This window comes from Streptomyces exfoliatus (assembly GCF_000725545.1).
Lineage (GTDB): Bacteria > Actinomycetota > Actinomycetes > Streptomycetales > Streptomycetaceae > Streptomyces > Streptomyces exfoliatus.
In genome coordinates this window covers 152,993-169,754 of the sequence record NZ_JNZP01000012.1, presented here as the reverse complement: position 1 = coordinate 169,754, position 16,762 = coordinate 152,993, and the positions used below count along the sequence as shown (strand labels likewise).

The following is a 16,762-nucleotide window of genomic DNA, read 5'->3' as shown; positions in this document are numbered from 1 at the left end:
ACCAGCCCGGAGCCGACCCGACCGACGGCGTGGCGGAACCTCGCCACGCCGTCGGCGTCATCCGGGCCGCCCCGCCACGCACCTCCAGGGAAAGGCCACTTCGTACGATGTTTGACGTCGAGTCGGACCGGGACACCTCCGGCCTCCCCGTCACCGGCGGGCAATCCGGCATCTGGCTGGCCCAGCAGATCGAACCGGACAGCTCCGCCTACAACATCGTCTTCGCGCTCCACCTCCGCGGCGCCGTCGACCTCGGCCGGCTCACCGCCGCCGTCCGCCGGGCCCTGGACGAGGCCGAGTGCCTCCACGTCGGCGTCACCCCCGGCGAGGACGGGCCGCGCCAGACCCCCCGTCCCGTCCCCTTCGACCTTCCCGTCGTGGACCTTCGCGCCACCGCCGACCCCGACGAGGCCGCCGCCGCGTGGATGGCCACCGACCGCGACCGGCCCGTCGACCTCGCCCGTGACCCGCTCTTCGCCCACGCCCTGCTGCGGCTCGCCGACGACCGCGTGCTGTGGTGCCAGCGGTACCACCACATCGTGACGGACGGCATGGGCGTCGCCCTGATCACCCGACGCGCCGGCGAGCTCTACTCGGCCGCCGACGCCGCGGACGGGGTCGCCGCACCCCTCGACCGGTCCCTGTCCCGTCTCGTCGCCGCCGACCGCGCGTACCGCGCGTCGGAGCGGCACGCCGCAGACCGGACGTGGTGGCTGGAGCGCATGGCGGGCAGGACCGAGCCCGTGCGGCTCGTCGACCGGGCCCCGGCCCCCATGACCCGACGGCTCCGGCGGACCACCGAACTGCCCCCGGTGACCGTCGAGCGGCTGACCGCCGCCGCCCGCGGCGCCGGGGTACGGCCGTCCCGGATCCTCGTCGCGGCCGTCGCCGCCCATCTGCACCGGGCGAGCGGCGAACAGGACCTCGTCCTCGGCCTGCCCGTCGCCGCCCGCGACGACGAGATCTCCGCGCGGGTCCCCGGCATGGTCTCCAACATCGTCCCGCTGCGCCTCACCGTCCGCCCCGGCACCACCGGCCGCGCCCTCGTGACACAGGTGCGCGACACGGTCGCCGACGCCGTCGCCCACGGGCGGTACCGCGCCGAGGACCTGGCCAGGGAACTGGGCCTGGTCGACGGCGTACCGGAGCTCGTCGGCCCGACCGTCAACATCCTGCCCCGCTCCGGGGACCTCCGGTTCGCGGACCACGAGGCCGAACTGCGCCCCGAGTGGCTCGGACCGGTCAGCGACCTGGCGTTCAGCTTCGCCGAGGGCGCGGCGGGCCGGGGTGTCACCCTCCACCTCGACGCCGACGCCGACGTCTGTGACGCGGCCACGCTCGCCGACCACGAACGGCGCTTCCTCGGCCTGCTCCACGCCTTCACCGAGGACCTCGACCGCCCCCTGGGCCGCATCGAGCTGACCTCGGACGCCGAACGCGCCCTCCTGCTCGACCGGTTCGGCACCGCACCCCGCGAGGTGCCCGAGCTGTCCTGGCCCGCCGCCTTCGAGCGCCAGGTCCGCCGGACCCCCGAGGCCGTCGCGCTCGTCTGCGAGGAGCGGGAACTGACGTACGCCGCACTCGACGACGCCGCCGACCGGCTCGCCCGCCTGCTCCGTTCCCGTGGCGTCGGCGCCGAGGACGTGGTGGGCGTCGCCCTGCCCCGCTCACCGGAACTCGTCGTCGCCCTGCTCGCCGTGATGAAGGCCGGCGCGGCCTATCTGCCGCTGGACGCCGACCACCCCCGGGACCGCATCGCCTACATGCTGACCGACGCCGGGGCGCGCACCGTCGTCACCGTGACCGAACTCGCCGGCGACCTGCCCGCGGCCGAGGGCGTCACCCTGCTGCGGCTCGACGCCCCGGACACCGTGGCCGCCCTCGCCGCCCCTGCCGACCCCGAGCCGCTGCCACCGGTCTCCCTGGACCAGGCCGCGTACGTCATCTACACCTCCGGCTCGACCGGCCGCCCGAAGGGCGTCGTCGTCCCGCACGACGGCGTCGGCAGCCTCATCGCCACGGCCACCGACCGGATCGGCGTCACCGCCGAGAGCCGCGTCGTGCAGTTCGCCTCCGTGGGCTTCGACGTCACGGTGTGGGACCTGATCATGTCGCTCTGCGTCGGGGGACGGATCATCGTCGTCCCCGCCGAGCGCCGCGTGGCGGGCCCCGCCCTCACCGAGTACATCGCGCGCCACCGCGCCACCCACATGATCCTGCCGCCCTCGCTCGTATCCGCCCTGCCGCAGGAGTGCGAACTCCCGCCCGGCGCGGTGCTCGTCGTCGGCACCGAGGCCGTCCCCGGCGAACTGATCGCCCGCTGGGACGGACGCCTCCGGGTCGTCGTCGCGTACGGCCTCACCGAGGCGAGCGTCAACTCCACGCTCTGGCTCGCCGACCCCGACCGGCCGGGCCCGGCCCCCATCGGACGCCCCGACCCCAACACCCGCGCCTACGTCCTCGACACGGCGCTCCGGCCCGTCCCCGTCGGCACGGAGGGCGAGCTGTACGTCGCCGGGCGCGGCCTCGCCCGGGGCTACCTCGGCCGCGAGGGGCTCACCTCGGAACGGTTCGTCGCCGACCCGTACGGCGCCCCCGGCACCCGGATGTACCGCACGGGGGACCGGGTCCGCTGGGGCGCCGACGGCAACCTGGAGTTCCTCGGCCGCGCCGACGGCCAGATCAAGATCCGCGGCCACCGCGTCGAGCCGGGCGAGATCGAGAGCGCCTTCATGGCCTGCCCGGGCATCGCCCAGGCCGCCGTCCTCGCCCGCGAGGACCACCGGGGCGTCAAGCGTCTCGTCGCGTACCTCGTCCCGGAGGCGGCGGAGACCCCCGCCGAGGCGGGCACGGGAACGAACGCGGGCACGGGAACGAACGCGGGTACGGGAACGAACACCGGCGCCGACGGCACTGACGCCGCCGTCACCGCCGCACGCGCGCGCGTGACGGACACCCTGCCCGACCACATGGTGCCCTCGGCCGTCGTCGTCCTCGACGGCCCGCTGCCGCTGACCCCCAACGGCAAGCTCGACGCCAAGGCCCTGCCCGAGCCCCGCTGGACGTCGATGACCGGCACCGACGCCCCGGGCACCCCCGCCGAGACCGCGCTCGCCGCCCTGTTCGCCGAGGTCCTCGGCCTGCCGGCGGTCGGCGTCCACGACAGCTTCTTCGAGCTGGGCGGTGACAGCATCGTCGCCATCCAGCTGGTCAACCGCGCCCGCGAGGCCGGACTCGCGATCACCCCGCGCGAGGTGTTCCGGAACCGGACCGTGGCGGCCCTCGCCAGAACCGCCCGCGAGGAGGTCGCCGCCCCGGCGCGACGGGTCGACCTCGACCCGGACGCGCTGCCCGTCTCGCCCCTCCAGGAAGGTTTCTTCTTCCACGCGGAGTACGACGACCGGTCCACCGACCTCTACCTCGTCCAGGAACTCCTCGACCTCGAGGGCCCCGTCGAACCGGACCGCCTCCGCGGCGCCCTGCAGGCGCTCCTCGACCGGCACCCGCTGCTGCGCGCCTCGTTCCGCCAGCTCCCCGGCGGCCAGGTCGTCCAGCGGCTCGCCGACCAGGCGACCCTCCCGTGGCGGGAGGCCGACACCGCCACGACCGCCCTGGACGACATCCTCCGCGCCGACCGTGCCGAAACGTTCGACCTCGCCCGTCCGCCCCTGCTGCGCGCCACCCTCATCAGGGACGGCCGACGGCACCGGCTGCTGCTCACCCTGCACCACATCGTCGCCGACGGCTGGTCCGTCGCCGTCCTGCTGCGCGAACTGACCGCCGCCCTCCGGGGCGCCGAACTGCCCGCGCCCCCGGCCCCCGAGCCGTACCTCTCCTGGCTGGCGGGCCGTGACCTGGACGCCGCCCGTGAGGCCTGGCGCCGGGCGCTCGACGGCCTCGCGGGCCCCACCCGGCTTCCCGCGCTCTCTCCCGGATACGACGCCGCCCCGGCACCCGCCCGTCCCGAGCACGTCGACACACGGCTGCCGCGGGACCTCGTCGACGCGCTGACCGGCTACGCCAGGAACCACGGGCTGACCCTGAGCAGCGTCTTCCACGGTCTGTGGGGTCTGCTGCTCGGCGGTCTCACCGGCGGTCGTGACGTCGTCTTCGGCACCACCGTGTCCGGCCGGACGACGGAGGTCCCGGGGCTCGACGCGGCCGTGGGCCTGTTCATCAACACCGTGCCCGCCCGGGTGACCCTCCGTCCGGGGGAGACGCTCACCGAACTCCTCCGCCGCGTCCAGGACGAGCACTCCGCGCTCCTCGACCACCAACACCTCGGACTCGCCGACATCCAGCGGACCACGGGCGGCGGCGAACTCTTCGACACGCTCGTGGTCTTCGAGAACCACCCGACCGACGACACCACGGCCGGGCAGGCGACCGACGCGCCGCTCATCACCGGCGTCGAGGTCTTCGACGCCGTCCACTACCCGCTCGCGCTCGTCGTCGAGCCCACCGACGCCGGACTGCTGCTGCGGTTCAAGCACGACGCCGCCCGCCTCGACCAGGTGGCGGTGGCCGTCCTCGCCCACCGCTTCACGGCCCTCCTGCGGACCGTGGTCGCCGACCCCGGCCGCGCCGTCGCCCGGACCGACCTGCTGTCCCCCCGCGAGCGCGCGCACCTCGACGAGCTCAACGCCACCGCGCACCCCGTCCCCGACGCGACCCTCGCCGGCCTCTTCGCCGCGTGGGCGGACCGCACCCCGGACGCGCCCGCCGTCGTCTTCGAGGACACCACCCTCAGCTACGCCGAACTCGACCGGCGGGCCGAGGCACTGGCCCGGCGGCTCCGGGCACACGGCGCGGGCCCCGAGCGGTACGTCGCCGTCGCCGTCCCGCGCTCGGCCGAACTGATGGTCGCGCTGCTCGGAGTCCTCAAGGCGGGCGCCGCCTACCTGCCCGTCGACCTGGACTACCCCGCCGACCGGGTGGCGTTCATGCTCGCCGACTCCGGGACGCGTCTCGTCGTGACGACCGCCGAAGCGGTCGGGCGGCTGCCCCGCGTAACGGATCTGCGGCACCTCGTCGTCGGCACGGAGGAGCACGAGAACACCGCTCCCGGCAGCCCCGACGGGGGTGACGCGGCGGCGCTCGACACCCCGCCCCGGCCGGCGGGGCCCGACCACCCGGCGTACCTCATCTACACCTCGGGCTCCACCGGCCGCCCCAAGGGCGTCGCCGTCACCCACCGGGCCGTCGTGAACCGGCTCGCCTGGATGCGGAGCGCGTACGGGCTGACCGCCGACGACCGCGTCCTGCAGAAGACCCCGTCCAGCTTCGACGTGTCGGTGTGGGAGTTCTTCTGGGCCCTGACCGAGGGCGCGACCGTCGTCCTCGCCCGCCCCGACGGCCACCGCGACCCGGCCTACCTGGCCCGCCTGATCGCCGACCGGCGCGTCACCACGACCCACTTCGTGCCGTCGATGCTGGCGGCCTTCGTACAGGTCATGGAGGCCGACGCAGGTACGGGTCCCGACTGGGCGGCGAGCCTGCGCCGGGTGTTCTGCAGCGGCGAGGCGCTCACCGGCGCCGACGCCCGCCGCTGGTGGGAGCTGACCTCCAGCCCGGGGCGCGCCCCCGTGCCGCTGCACAACCTGTACGGCCCGACCGAGGCGGCCGTCGACGTCACCTTCTTCCCGTACGAGGGCGGCACCGAGCCCGCCGTCCCGATCGGCCGGCCCGTCTGGAACACCCGCCTGTACGTGCTTGACCCGTTCCTCCGGCCGGTCCCGGAAGGGGTGCCGGGCGAGCTGTACCTCGCGGGCGTCCAGCTGGCCCGCGCCTACCACGACCGGCCCGGCCTCACCGCCGAACGCTTCGTGGCCGATCCGTTCGGGGGAGCGGGGGAGCGCATGTACCGCACCGGCGACCTGGTGCGCCGCCGCGCCGACGGGGCCGTCGAGTACCTCGGCCGCACCGACCGCCAGGTCAAGATCCGCGGCAACCGGATCGAGCTCGGCGAGATCGAGACCGCCCTCGCCGCACTGCCCGGCGTGGCCCGCGCGGCCGTCGTCGTCCGCGAAGGCGCCCTCGTCGGCTACGCCGTCCCGGCCCCCGGCGCCGCGCCCGCCCCCGACGACCTGCACGCGGCGCTCGGCGGGGCGCTGCCCGCCGCGATGGTGCCGAGCGCCGTCGTCGTCCTCGCCGAACTGCCGCTGACCCCCAGCGGCAAGCTCGACCAGAACGCCCTGCCCGCCCCCGGGGCCGCGCCCCGCGCCGGCGGTCGCGCACCCCGCGACGCACGCGAGCACGCCCTGTGCGAGATCTTCGACGAGGTCCTCGGCGTACCCGGGACGGGCGTCGACGACGACTTCTTCGTGCTCGGCGGCGACAGCCTCAGCTCGATCACCGTCGCCACGCGCGCGCGTGCCCGGGGGCTGACGCTCAGCCCCCGCGACGTGTTCGAGTGCCGCACGCCCGCCGCCCTCGCCGCCGCCGCGACCGTCCACGGGGACGCCGGAGCACCCCCGGCCCCCGACTCGCCCGAGACACCCGAGGTACCCGTGCACCCAGACGGAGTGACCGTCTCCGCCTCCGACGCCGGGCAGGCCGCCGCCGCCCTCCAGGCCGTCCTGACGCTCCAGCAGCAGTCCGGCGCCGCCGTCGACCCCGCCCTCAAGGCACTGCTCGACCAGCTGACCGCCGCCGCGCCGCCCGAGCCCCCGGCGCCGGAGCCCGCGGCCCCGCTCGGCGGGCTCGACCTCACCCCCGAGGAGACCGCGCGCGTCCACGCCGCGGCCGGGCTTCCCGTCGCGGACGTCTGGCCGCTCTCCCCGCTCCAGGAGGGCATGTACTTCCACGCCACCTACGACGCCGGCGACGCACTCGACGTCTACCAGTCGCAGGAGACCCTGGACCTCGACCGCCGGATCGACGCCGACCGGCTCCGCGCCGCCTGCCGGACCCTCCTCGACCGCAACACCGGGCTCCGTGCCGGGTTCACCAGCGACGGCCTGCCCCGCCCCGTCCAGTTCATCGCGGACGGCGCCGAGATCCCCCTCGTCGAGGCCGACCTGTCCGACCTGCCCGCCGAAGAACAGCGGACCAGGACCGAGGAACTGCTCGCCGCCGACCGCAGGCAGCGCTTCGACCTGTCCTCGGCGCCGCTCTGCCGGCTGCTCCTCATCCGGCTCGGCGACGGCCGGGACCGGCTCGTCGTCACCCACCACCTCATCCTGTGGGACGGCTGGTCCGCCTGGCTGTTCCTGGAGGAGCTGTTCACGCTGTACGAGCGGGCCGGTGACCCCACCGGCCTGCCGATGCCCGGCTCCTACCGCGACCACCTCGCCTGGCTCGACGCGCAGGACACCACGGTCGCCCTCGACGCCTGGCGCCGGGCGCTCGCCGGCTTCGACGAGCCGACGCTGCTCGCCCCCTCGGGACGCGACACCGGACCGGTCATACCGGTGGACATCGACGCGCTCCTCACCCAGGAGACCGGCGACCGGCTGCGTGCCGCCGCCCGCCGGCACGGGCTCACCCTCAACACCGTCCTCAACGTGGCCTGGGCGCTGGTGCTCTCGGCGATGACCGGCCGCAACGACATCGCCTTCGGCACGGCGGTATCCGGCCGCCCGGCGGACGTCCCGAACGTGGCCGGCATCATCGGCATGTTCCTCAACACGATCCCCGCCCGTGTCACCTTCACTCCGGACGAGCCCCTGCTCGACCTGCTGCGCCGCACACAGTCCGAGCGCGCCGCCGTCATGCCGTACGAGTACGTGGGCCTCGGCGCCCTGCAGCAGGAGTCCGGCCACCGCCGCCTCTTCGACACCCTGTTCGTGCTCCGCTCGGCCGACGGCGAGGACCGGGCCGCGGCGCTCCGCGAACGGCACGGCATCACCGGCGTGTCCAACGTGGACGGCACCCACTTCCCGCTCACCCTCATCGTGACGCCCGGAGCCCGGCTGCGGATCACCCTCGCCGCCAGGCCCGACCTCTTCGACGCCGAGGCCGCCGCCACGATCCTGGCCCGGTTCACCACGGTCCTCGACCGGCTCGGCACGGCCCTCGACGGGCCCACCGCCGGGGCCGCCAGGACCGTCGGCGTGGACCTGCTGCTCCCCGCCGAGCGCAGCGCCCTGGCCGACGGCCGGGAGGCCACACGCGAGCCGGTGCCGGACGAGACCGTCGCCGACATGCTCACGGCGCAGGTCGCCCGTACCCCTGACGCCGTCGCCCTCGTCTTCGGCGACCGCGCCCTCACCTACGCCGAGCTCGACGCCCAGGTCAACCGGCTCGCCCGGCTGCTGCTCGCCCGGGGCGCGGGCCCCGAGAAGGTCGTGGCGCTGGCGCTGCCCCGCTCCATCGAGATGGTCGCCGCGCTGTTCGCCGTCCTGCGGACCGGCGCCGCCTACCTGCCGCTCGACCTCGACCACCCCGCCGACCGGCTGCGCCTCATGGCAGAGGACACCGGCCCGCTCTGCCTGGTGTCCACGACCGCCGTCGCCCCGACGCTGCGGCGCGCCGACGGCCCCGTCGCCCCCGAACTCCTCCTCGACGACCCGGCCGTGACCGCGGAACTGGCCGCCCTGTCCGGCGACGAGGTCACCGACGCCGAACGGCCCGCTTTCGCCCACGGACTGCCGGACCGTCTGGACCACCCGGCGTACGTCATCTACACCTCCGGCTCCACCGGCCGCCCCAAGGGCGTCGTCACCCCGTACAGGGGACTGACGAACATGCAGCTCAACCACCAGAAGGAGATCTTCGACCCGGCCATCGCCTCGGCCGGCGGGCGACGCCTGCGCATCGCGCACACCGTCTCCTTCGCCTTCGACATGTCGTGGGAGGAACTCCTCTGGCTCGTCGAGGGCCACGAGGTCCACGTCTGCGACGAGGAGCTCCGCCGCGACGCGGAGGCACTGGTCGCCTACTGCGACGAGCACCGCGTCGACGTCGTCAACGTGACGCCCACCTACGCCCAGCTGCTCATCGAGGAAGGCCTCCTCGACCAGGACGACACCGCGGGCAGGCACCGGCCCTCGCTCGTCCTGCTCGGCGGCGAGGCCGTGTCCGACACCGTCTGGACCCAGCTGCGCCGCACCGAGGGCACGTACGGCTACAACCTCTACGGCCCCACCGAGTACACGATCAACACCCTCGGCGGCTCCACCACCGAGAGCGCCACGCCCACCGTCGGCAGGCCCATCCGCAACACCCGCGCCCACGTCCTCGACGCCATGCTGCGTCCCGTGCCGCCCGGCTGCCCCGGCGAGCTGTACATCGCGGGCACCGGCCTGGCCCGCGGCTACCACGACCGGGCCGCGCTGACCGCCGAACGCTTCGTCGCCGACCCGTTCGGCGCACCCGGCGAGCGCATGTACCGCACCGGGGACCTCGTACGGCAGCGCCCCGACGGCCTGCTCGACTTCCTCGGCCGCACCGACGACCAGGTCAAGATCCGCGGCTACCGCGTCGAACTCGGCGAGATCTCCACCGCCCTGACCACCCACCCCGAGGTGGCCCACGCCGCCGTCGTCGTCCACGAGACCGCCGGGACCAAGCGCCTCGTCGGCTACGTCGTACGGGAGGAGGCCGCCCCGGCCGACGACACGCTGCCCCAGCGGCTCCGCGACCACCTCAAGCCCCAGCTGCCCGACTACATGGTCCCGTCCGCCCTGGTCACCGTCGCGACCCTGCCGCTGACCGTCAACGGCAAGCTCGACGTCAAGGCCCTGCCCGCCCCCGATCTCACCGGCACGGGCATCAGCCGCGCCCCGCGCACGCCCCACGAGGAGACCTTGTGCGGGCTCTTCGCCGAGGTCCTCGGCCTCCCCGAGGGAAGCGTCGGCATCGACAGCGACTTCTTCGACCTCGGCGGGCACTCGCTCCTCGCGACCCGGCTCGTCAGCCGCGCCCGCACCGCCCTCGACGCCGAACTGGCGATCCGCGACCTGTTCGAGGCACCCACCGTCGCCGAACTCGTCGCCCGCGCGACCGCCTCGCACGGCGCCGCCCGTCCGGCGCTCGTCGCCGCGGAGCGCCCCGAGGAACTGCCGCTCTCCCACGCCCAGCAGCGCCTGTGGGTCATCCAGCAGATCGAGTGCACCTCGGCCGCGTACAACTTCCCGCTGGTCATGCGCCTGCACGGCCCCTTCGACCGGGAGGCGTGGCGCGCCGCCCTCGCCGACGTGACCGACCGTCACGAGGCCCTGCGCACCCTCTTCGCCGAGCGGGACGGCCAGGCGTACCAGCGGATCCTGCCCGCCGGATCGGCCGCCCCGGTCGTCGAGCACCTGCGCGCCACGGAGGACGAGGTGCCCGGCATCGTGGACACCGCCGTCCACCGGCCGTTCGACCTCGCCGCCGAACTGCCGCTGCGCGCCACCGTCGTGGAGGTGGCGCCCGACGAGCACGTCGTCGTGCTGCTGCTCCACCACATCACCACCGACGAGTGGTCCGACCGACCGTTCCTCCAGGACCTCACCACCGCCTACACGGCCCGCCTCGAAGGCGCCGCACCCGCCTGGGAGCCGCTGCCCGTCCAGTACGCCGACTACGCCCTCTGGCAGCAGCGGCTCCTCGGCGACCCGGCCGACCCGGACAGCCTCGCCGCCCGGCAGCTGGAGCACTGGCGGACCGCCCTGGCCGGCGCCCCCGAGGAACTCGACCTGCCCACCGACCGGCCGCGGCCCGCCCGCCCCACGTTCAGCGGCGCCGAACTCGACATCACCTTCGATCGCACGGTCCACGACGGTCTCAGGCGCCTCGCCCGGGACTCCGGCACCAGCATGTTCATGGTCGTGCACGCGGCCGTGGCCGCCCTGCTCCACCGCCTCGGCGCCGGCACCGACATCCCCCTCGGCGCCCCCATCGCGGGACGCGGCGACGAGGCCCTCGACGACCTCGTCGGCTTCTTCGTGAACACGCTCGTGCTCCGCACCGACCTCGCGGGCGACCCCAGCTTCACCGAACTCCTCGCCCGGGTCCGCGCGACCGACCTCGCCGCCTTCTCCCACGCCGACGTCCCCTTCGAGGCCGTCGTCGAGAAGCTCAACCCGACCCGCTCGCTCTCCAGGAACCCGCTGTTCCAGGTGATGGTCGGCCACCACGTCCGCACGGAAGGATCGCTGCGCCTGCCGGGGCTCAGGGCCCACTACCTGCCGCACCGGATCGGCACCGCCAAGTTCGACCTCGTGTTCAGCTTCACCGAGCACACCACCGCCGACGGCGCCGGCGACTCCCTCGGCTGCCGCCTGGAGTTCTCCACCGAACTCTTCGACCGGGAGACCGCCGAGCGCGTCGGCGACCGTCTCCGCAGGCTCGTCGGCGCCCTCGTCGAGGCCCCCGACCGGCCGTTGTCCGGCGCCACCATCCTCACCGACGAGGAGCACCGCCTCGTCCTCGACGGCTTCAACGGCCTGCCCCGCGAGGTCGACGAGGAGACCTTGCCCGCGCTCTTCGCCCGCCGGGTCGACGAGCACCCCGACGCGGTCGCCGTCGTCGACCGCTCCCGCCCGACGACGTACGCCCAGCTCGACGCCCGCGCCAACCGCCTCGCCCGGCTGCTCGCCGCCCACGGGGTCGGCGCCGAGAGCGTCGTCGGCGTGGCCGTCCCGCGCTCGGCGGACATGGTCGCCGCCGTCCTCGCCGCCCTGAAGCTCGGCGCCGCCTTCCTGCCGCTCGACCTCGTCCACCCCGGCGACCGCCTCAGCTACATGATCGAGAACTCGGGCGCGGCCGTCGTGGTCGGCACCGAGTCCGTCGCCGGCAAGATCCCGGACGTTCCCGGCGTCACCGTGCTGCTCCTCGACGCCCCCGACACGGGCGCCGCACTCGCCACGCTGCCCGGCACACCGCCGCCCGCCGCACCGGCCGCCCTCGACGGGGCCGCGTACGTGATCTACACCTCCGGCTCGACCGGCCGCCCCAAGGGCGTCGTCGTCCCGCACGAGGGCATCGCCAGCCTCGTCGCCACCGCCGTCGACCGGATGGGCCTCCGGCACGACAGCCACGTCCTGCAGTTCGCGTCCATCGGCTTCGACGTCTTCGTGTTCGAACTCGCCATGGCGCTCTGCCACGGCGGACGGCTCGTCCTCATCACCGACGAGGCCCGCGTCGCCGGACCCGCCCTCACCGACTTCCTCGCGGACCAGCGGATCACCCACATGATCCTGCCGCCGTCCCTGGTGTCGGCCCTTCCCGCCGAGTGCCGGCTGCCCGAGGGGTCGACCGTCCTGGTCGGCACCGAGACCGTGCCCCCGGACCTCTTCGAACGCTTCGGCGCCACCGCCGACCTGATCTGCGCGTACGGACTCACCGAGGCCACCGTCAACTCCACCCTGTGGCCCGCCCGCGAACACGGCGGACGCGCCACCGGCCGGGTGCCGATCGGCCGCCCGGACCCCAACACCCGCTGCTACGTCCTCGACGAGCACCTGCGCCCCGTGCCGCCCGGCGTGGTCGGTGAGCTGTACGTGGCCGGGCGCGGCCTCGCCCGCGGCTACCTCGGACAGCCCGCGCTCAGCTCGGAACGGTTCGTCGCCGACCCGTACGGCACACCCGGCAGCCGCATGTACCGCACCGGCGACCGAGCCCGCTGGCGCGCCGACGGGAACCTCGACTTCCTCGGCCGGGTCGACACCCAGGTGAAGATCCGCGGCTTCCGCATCGAACTGGGCGAGATCGAGGCCGCCCTCGCCGGACACCCGTCGGTCGCCCAGGCCGCCGTCCTGCCCGACCGCGCCGGCGACATCGTCCGCCTGGTGGGCTACGCCGTACCCGAGCCGGGCACCGGCACGGCAGGGGAACTCGACCCGCAGGCCCTGCGCGCCCACGTCGCCGCGCTGCTCCCCGAGTACATGGTCCCCGCCCTCGTCGTGCCGCTCGACGGCCCGCTGCCGCTCACTCCCAACGGCAAGCTCGACCACAAGGCGCTGCCCGCGCCCGACTGGTCGGCGATGACCGGGGACGCCCGTCCCGCGACGGAGACACAGGCCCGGATCGCCGCGCTGTTCCGCGAGATCCTCAGGCTCGACACGGTCGGCGTGCACGACAGCTTCTTCGCCCTCGGCGGCCACTCCATGGCCTCCATGCGGCTCCTCGGGCGCATCCGCGCCGAGTTCGGCGTCGAGCTGAGCATCCGCGACGTCTTCGACGCGCTGACGGTCGCCGGAATCGCCGGCAAGCTGGACGGCGCCTCCGCCGCACGGCCGCCGCTGCGCGCCGCCGAGGGCCCGGCCGCCGAAGGCACCGAGCCGCCTGCCGCCCCCGTACAGCGGTGGCAGTGGCAGGCGTACCGCCGGAGCCCCGGCTTCGACCACGCCCTGGTCCTGCGCTCGGCCGGCGGCCTCGACGAGGACGCCCTCACCGCCGCGCTCGCCGACGTCACCGCCCGGCACGAACCCCTGCGCACGGCCTTCGCCGTACGTACGGGAGACCTGGTCCGCCGGGCCGTCGCGGCCCCGGACCTGGCCGTGGAGCACTGCGCGGACCTGGACGCCCGGCTCGCCCAACTCGCCGCCACCGCACCGGACCTGGAGCGGGAGGCCCCGCTCCGGGCCCACCTGCTCACCGGCCCCGACGGGGCCCAGGCGGTCCTGCTCACCCCGCACTACCTGGCCGTCGACGAGTGGTCGGTCGTCCCGCTGTTCCGTGACCTCACCACGGCGTACGGCGCGCGCACGGCCGGCCGTGCGCCCGACTGGCGGCCGCTCCCCGTCACCTACGGCGACTACGCCCGCTGGGCGCGCGAGGTCCTCGGCGACCCCGCCGATCCCGACAGCAGGGGCGCCCGGCAACTGGCCTACTGGCGGCGGGCGCTGGAGGACGCGCCGCGGGAGCTCGCCCTGCCGGCGGAGCCGGGAGCGATCACCGGCCAGGGCGGCCGCCGGGCGGCGGGAGTCGTCGAGTTCGTCCTCGACGAGCGGCTCCACGCGGCCGTGGACCGGCTGGCGAGGGCCACCGGCACCAGCATGTTCATGGTGCTGCACGCGGCCCTCGCGGCCCTGCTCACCGCCCACGGATCCGGCACCGACCTGCCCATCGGCACCATGGTCGCGGGACGCGACGACGACCAGCTAGCCGACCTCGTCGGATGCTTCCTCAACACGGTCGTGCTGCGCACCGACACCGCGGGCGACCCCACCTTCACGGAGCTCCTGACCCGTGTACGGGAGACCACGCTGAGCGCCCTCGACCGGCAGGACGTCCCCTTCGACGAGGTGGTCCGCGCGGCCGGGCTGCGGCCGGAGGGCCCCCAGGTGATGGTGGTCCACCACGAACAGGCGGACCTCGAACGCCTTGAGGGCGGCATGGGCACGCTCGTGACCGTCCCGACCGGCGCGACCCGGGCCGACCTGACGCTCGGCTTCCACGAACCCCGGGGCGAAGGGCCCGTGCACTGCGGCCTGATCCACGCGACGGACCGGCTCGGCCCGGCGAAGGCCCGGGCGCTCGCGGAGGAGTTCCGGACCCTGCTGCGCGCGGTGACGGCCGACCCCGAGCAGCCCCTGTCCCGGCTGTCCCGCGTGACACACGGCTGACCACGCACTACGAATGACCACACATGACGCCCGACCACGCATGAGGAGTGAGAACGCATGAGCACGAACCCGTTCGAGGACCCGCAGGGCCGCTTCCTGGTTCTGGTCAACGACGAGAACCAGCACTCGCTGTGGCCGTCCTTCGCCGAGGTCCCCGCCGGATGGCGGACCGTGTTCGGCGAGGACACCCGTGAGGGCTGCCTGGCCTACGTGGAGAGCCACTGGACCGACCTGCGTCCGGCGAGCCTCATAGCCCGGCAGGACTGACCCACGGCAGCGGAAGGGGGGCGGCACGACGTGACGTCGTGCCGCCCCCCTTCGTATGCGCGGGAGCCTTCCTAGACGGTCGGCGCGACCGGCGCGTCCGCATCCGAGTCCGCCTGCGCGTCCGGGGCCTGGTGCGGCACCCTGTCGCCGGGATCCCTGCGGCTGGCGGACCAGGCCGCCCACAGGTCGGAGTACCGGCCGCCCGCGGCCACCAGCTCCTCGTGGGTGCCGGTCTCCACGACCCGGCCCTGGTCGAGCACGACGATCCGGTCGGCCGCGGCGGCCTGCGGCAGCCGGTGGGCGACGAGCAGCCCCGTACGGCCCTCCAGGGCGCGGGCGGCCGCCTCCTCCAGGACCCGCGCGCCGGCGCTCCCCGCGTCGGCGGTGGCCTCGTCGAGGATCGCGATGGGCGGATCCGCGAGCACGAGCCGGGCCAGGGCGAGATGCTGCGCCTGGGTGACCGTCAGCCGGTGCCCGCCCTCCCCGACGACCGTGTCCACGCCCTCGGGCAGCGCCAGCGCCCACTCGAGCGCCCCGACCCGGTCGAGCGCCGCCCGCAGGGCCTGGTCGTCGGCCTCGGGCCGGGCCAGGCGCAGATCGTCGGCGAGGGTCCCGGCGAAGACGTGCACCTCCTGGCTGATGAGCGCGACCGCGCGCCGGACCCCGGCCGGGCCGAGCTCCCCGGAGTCCACCCCACCCAGCCTGATCGAGCCGCCGGTGGGGGTGTGGACGCCCGCGACGAGCTTGGCCAGGGTGGTCTTTCCGGCCCCGCTCGCGCCCACGAGGGCGACCCGTTCCCCGCTCCGCACCCAGAGGTCGACCTCGTGCAGCACGGGGGCTCCGGAGCCGTACGCGTGGCTGAGCGCGGAGACCTCGACCGAGCCGTCCGCGAGGGCGTGGTGGTCGGCGGCCGGCCGCTCCGCCGGCAGGTTCGAGACCCCGACCAGGCGGGCGAAGCTGGCCCCCGCCGACTGGGCGTCGTCCAGGAGGAACAGGGTCGCGTTGATCGGGTTGAAGAGACTGTGGAAGTACAGCGCGGCGGCCGTGGCCGTACCGATGCTGACCGCACCCCGGTCGACCAGGACGAACCCGGTGCCGAGCATCGCGGCGAGCCCGATGAACTCGGCCAGGTTGAGCCGGGAGAAGAAGCCGGTGACGATGTGGATGCCCCGCAGTCCCAGGTCGCGCGCCGCCGCGGAGCGCCGCTCCAGGAGCTCGGTGTGCGTCCCGTTCAGGCGGAACGCCCGTACGGTCCGCACCCCGCCGACGCTGTCGAGCAGCTGGTGCTGCAACGCGCCCGTGGCGACCCGGTGTTCGCCGTACACGGGGGCCGCCCGGCGCAGGTACCAGCGCACCGACAGCACCTGGACGGGCGCGGCGAGCAGCGCCGCGAGCAGGAAGCGCCAGTCGAGGACGGCGAGTCCGACGAGGGTGAGCACGATCGTGAGGGCGGAGCGGCTGAACTCCGGCAGCGCCTGCCGCACCGACTTCCCGATCATCGACACGTCGCTGGTGACCCGGGATACGAGGTCGCCCGAACCGGCCGCCTCGACGCGGTCCAGCGGCAGCCGGAGCGCCCGCTCGATGAACTGCTCGCGCAGGGCGGCGAGTACGGTCTCGCCGAGCCGCGCCACGAGGGTGCTGCCGACGGTCGCGGCGGCGCCGCGCGCCACCGCGACCACGACGAGCAGGACCAGTGGCAGCGTCAGGGCGGGCGCGCCCTCCCGGTCCACCACGAGGTCGACGATGTGCCCGAGGAGGGGAGCGGTGAGCAGTCCGACGCCCGTGCCCGCGACCAGGACGGTGATCGCCCCCACGGCGAGGAGCCGGTGGCCGTGCAGCATGGCGCGGAGCGCCGCGAGGGACTCGGCCCCGGTGGCGGTCGGGAGGAGCACACGGTCGGGGCGGGTACCGCTCATGGACTGTTCCGTCCCTTTCGTGTCCGTCTCTCGCGTACGGCCTTCGGAGGCCTGAGCCGGGCCCTCGGACTTCGTCACGTCGGC

The 16,762-nt window shown here is 74.9% G+C and carries 3 protein-coding genes; 2 read left to right on the top strand and 1 reads right to left on the bottom strand.

Features of this window, described 5'->3' with window-relative positions:
* Positions 1 to 107: 107 nt before the first annotated feature.
* Both IO20_RS0114940 and IO20_RS0114935 read left to right on the top strand, forming a co-directional pair.
* Positions 108 to 14,492, top strand: a complete 14,385-nt coding sequence (locus IO20_RS0114940) for a non-ribosomal peptide synthetase (RefSeq protein ID WP_030545412.1) — start codon at positions 108 to 110, stop codon at positions 14,490 to 14,492.
* A 57-nt stretch (positions 14,493 to 14,549) separates the two neighbouring features.
* Entirely contained in the window at positions 14,550 to 14,759 is a 210-nt protein-coding gene (locus IO20_RS0114935) for an MbtH family protein (RefSeq protein ID WP_030208860.1), read from the top strand.
* Between the two features lie 71 nt (positions 14,760 to 14,830).
* Here IO20_RS0114935 and IO20_RS0114930 read toward each other — a convergent pair whose 3' ends face one another.
* Positions 14,831 to 16,678: an ABC transporter ATP-binding protein gene (locus IO20_RS0114930; RefSeq protein WP_107062865.1), complete on the bottom strand. Its 1,848-nt coding sequence runs from the start codon at positions 16,676 to 16,678 to the stop codon at positions 14,831 to 14,833.
* Positions 16,679 to 16,762 lie beyond the last annotated feature (84 nt).

Bases quoted from the DNA above. Each gene is read 5' to 3' on its own strand.
- IO20_RS0114930 (WP_107062865.1), bottom strand. From the start codon at position 16,678: ATGAGCGGTACCCGCCCCGACCGTGTGCTCCTCCCGACCGCCACCGGG.
- IO20_RS0114935 (WP_030208860.1), top strand. From the start codon at position 14,550: ATGAGCACGAACCCGTTCGAGGACCCGCAGGGCCGCTTCCTGGTTCTG.
- IO20_RS0114940 (WP_030545412.1), top strand. From the start codon at position 108: ATGTTTGACGTCGAGTCGGACCGGGACACCTCCGGCCTCCCCGTCACC.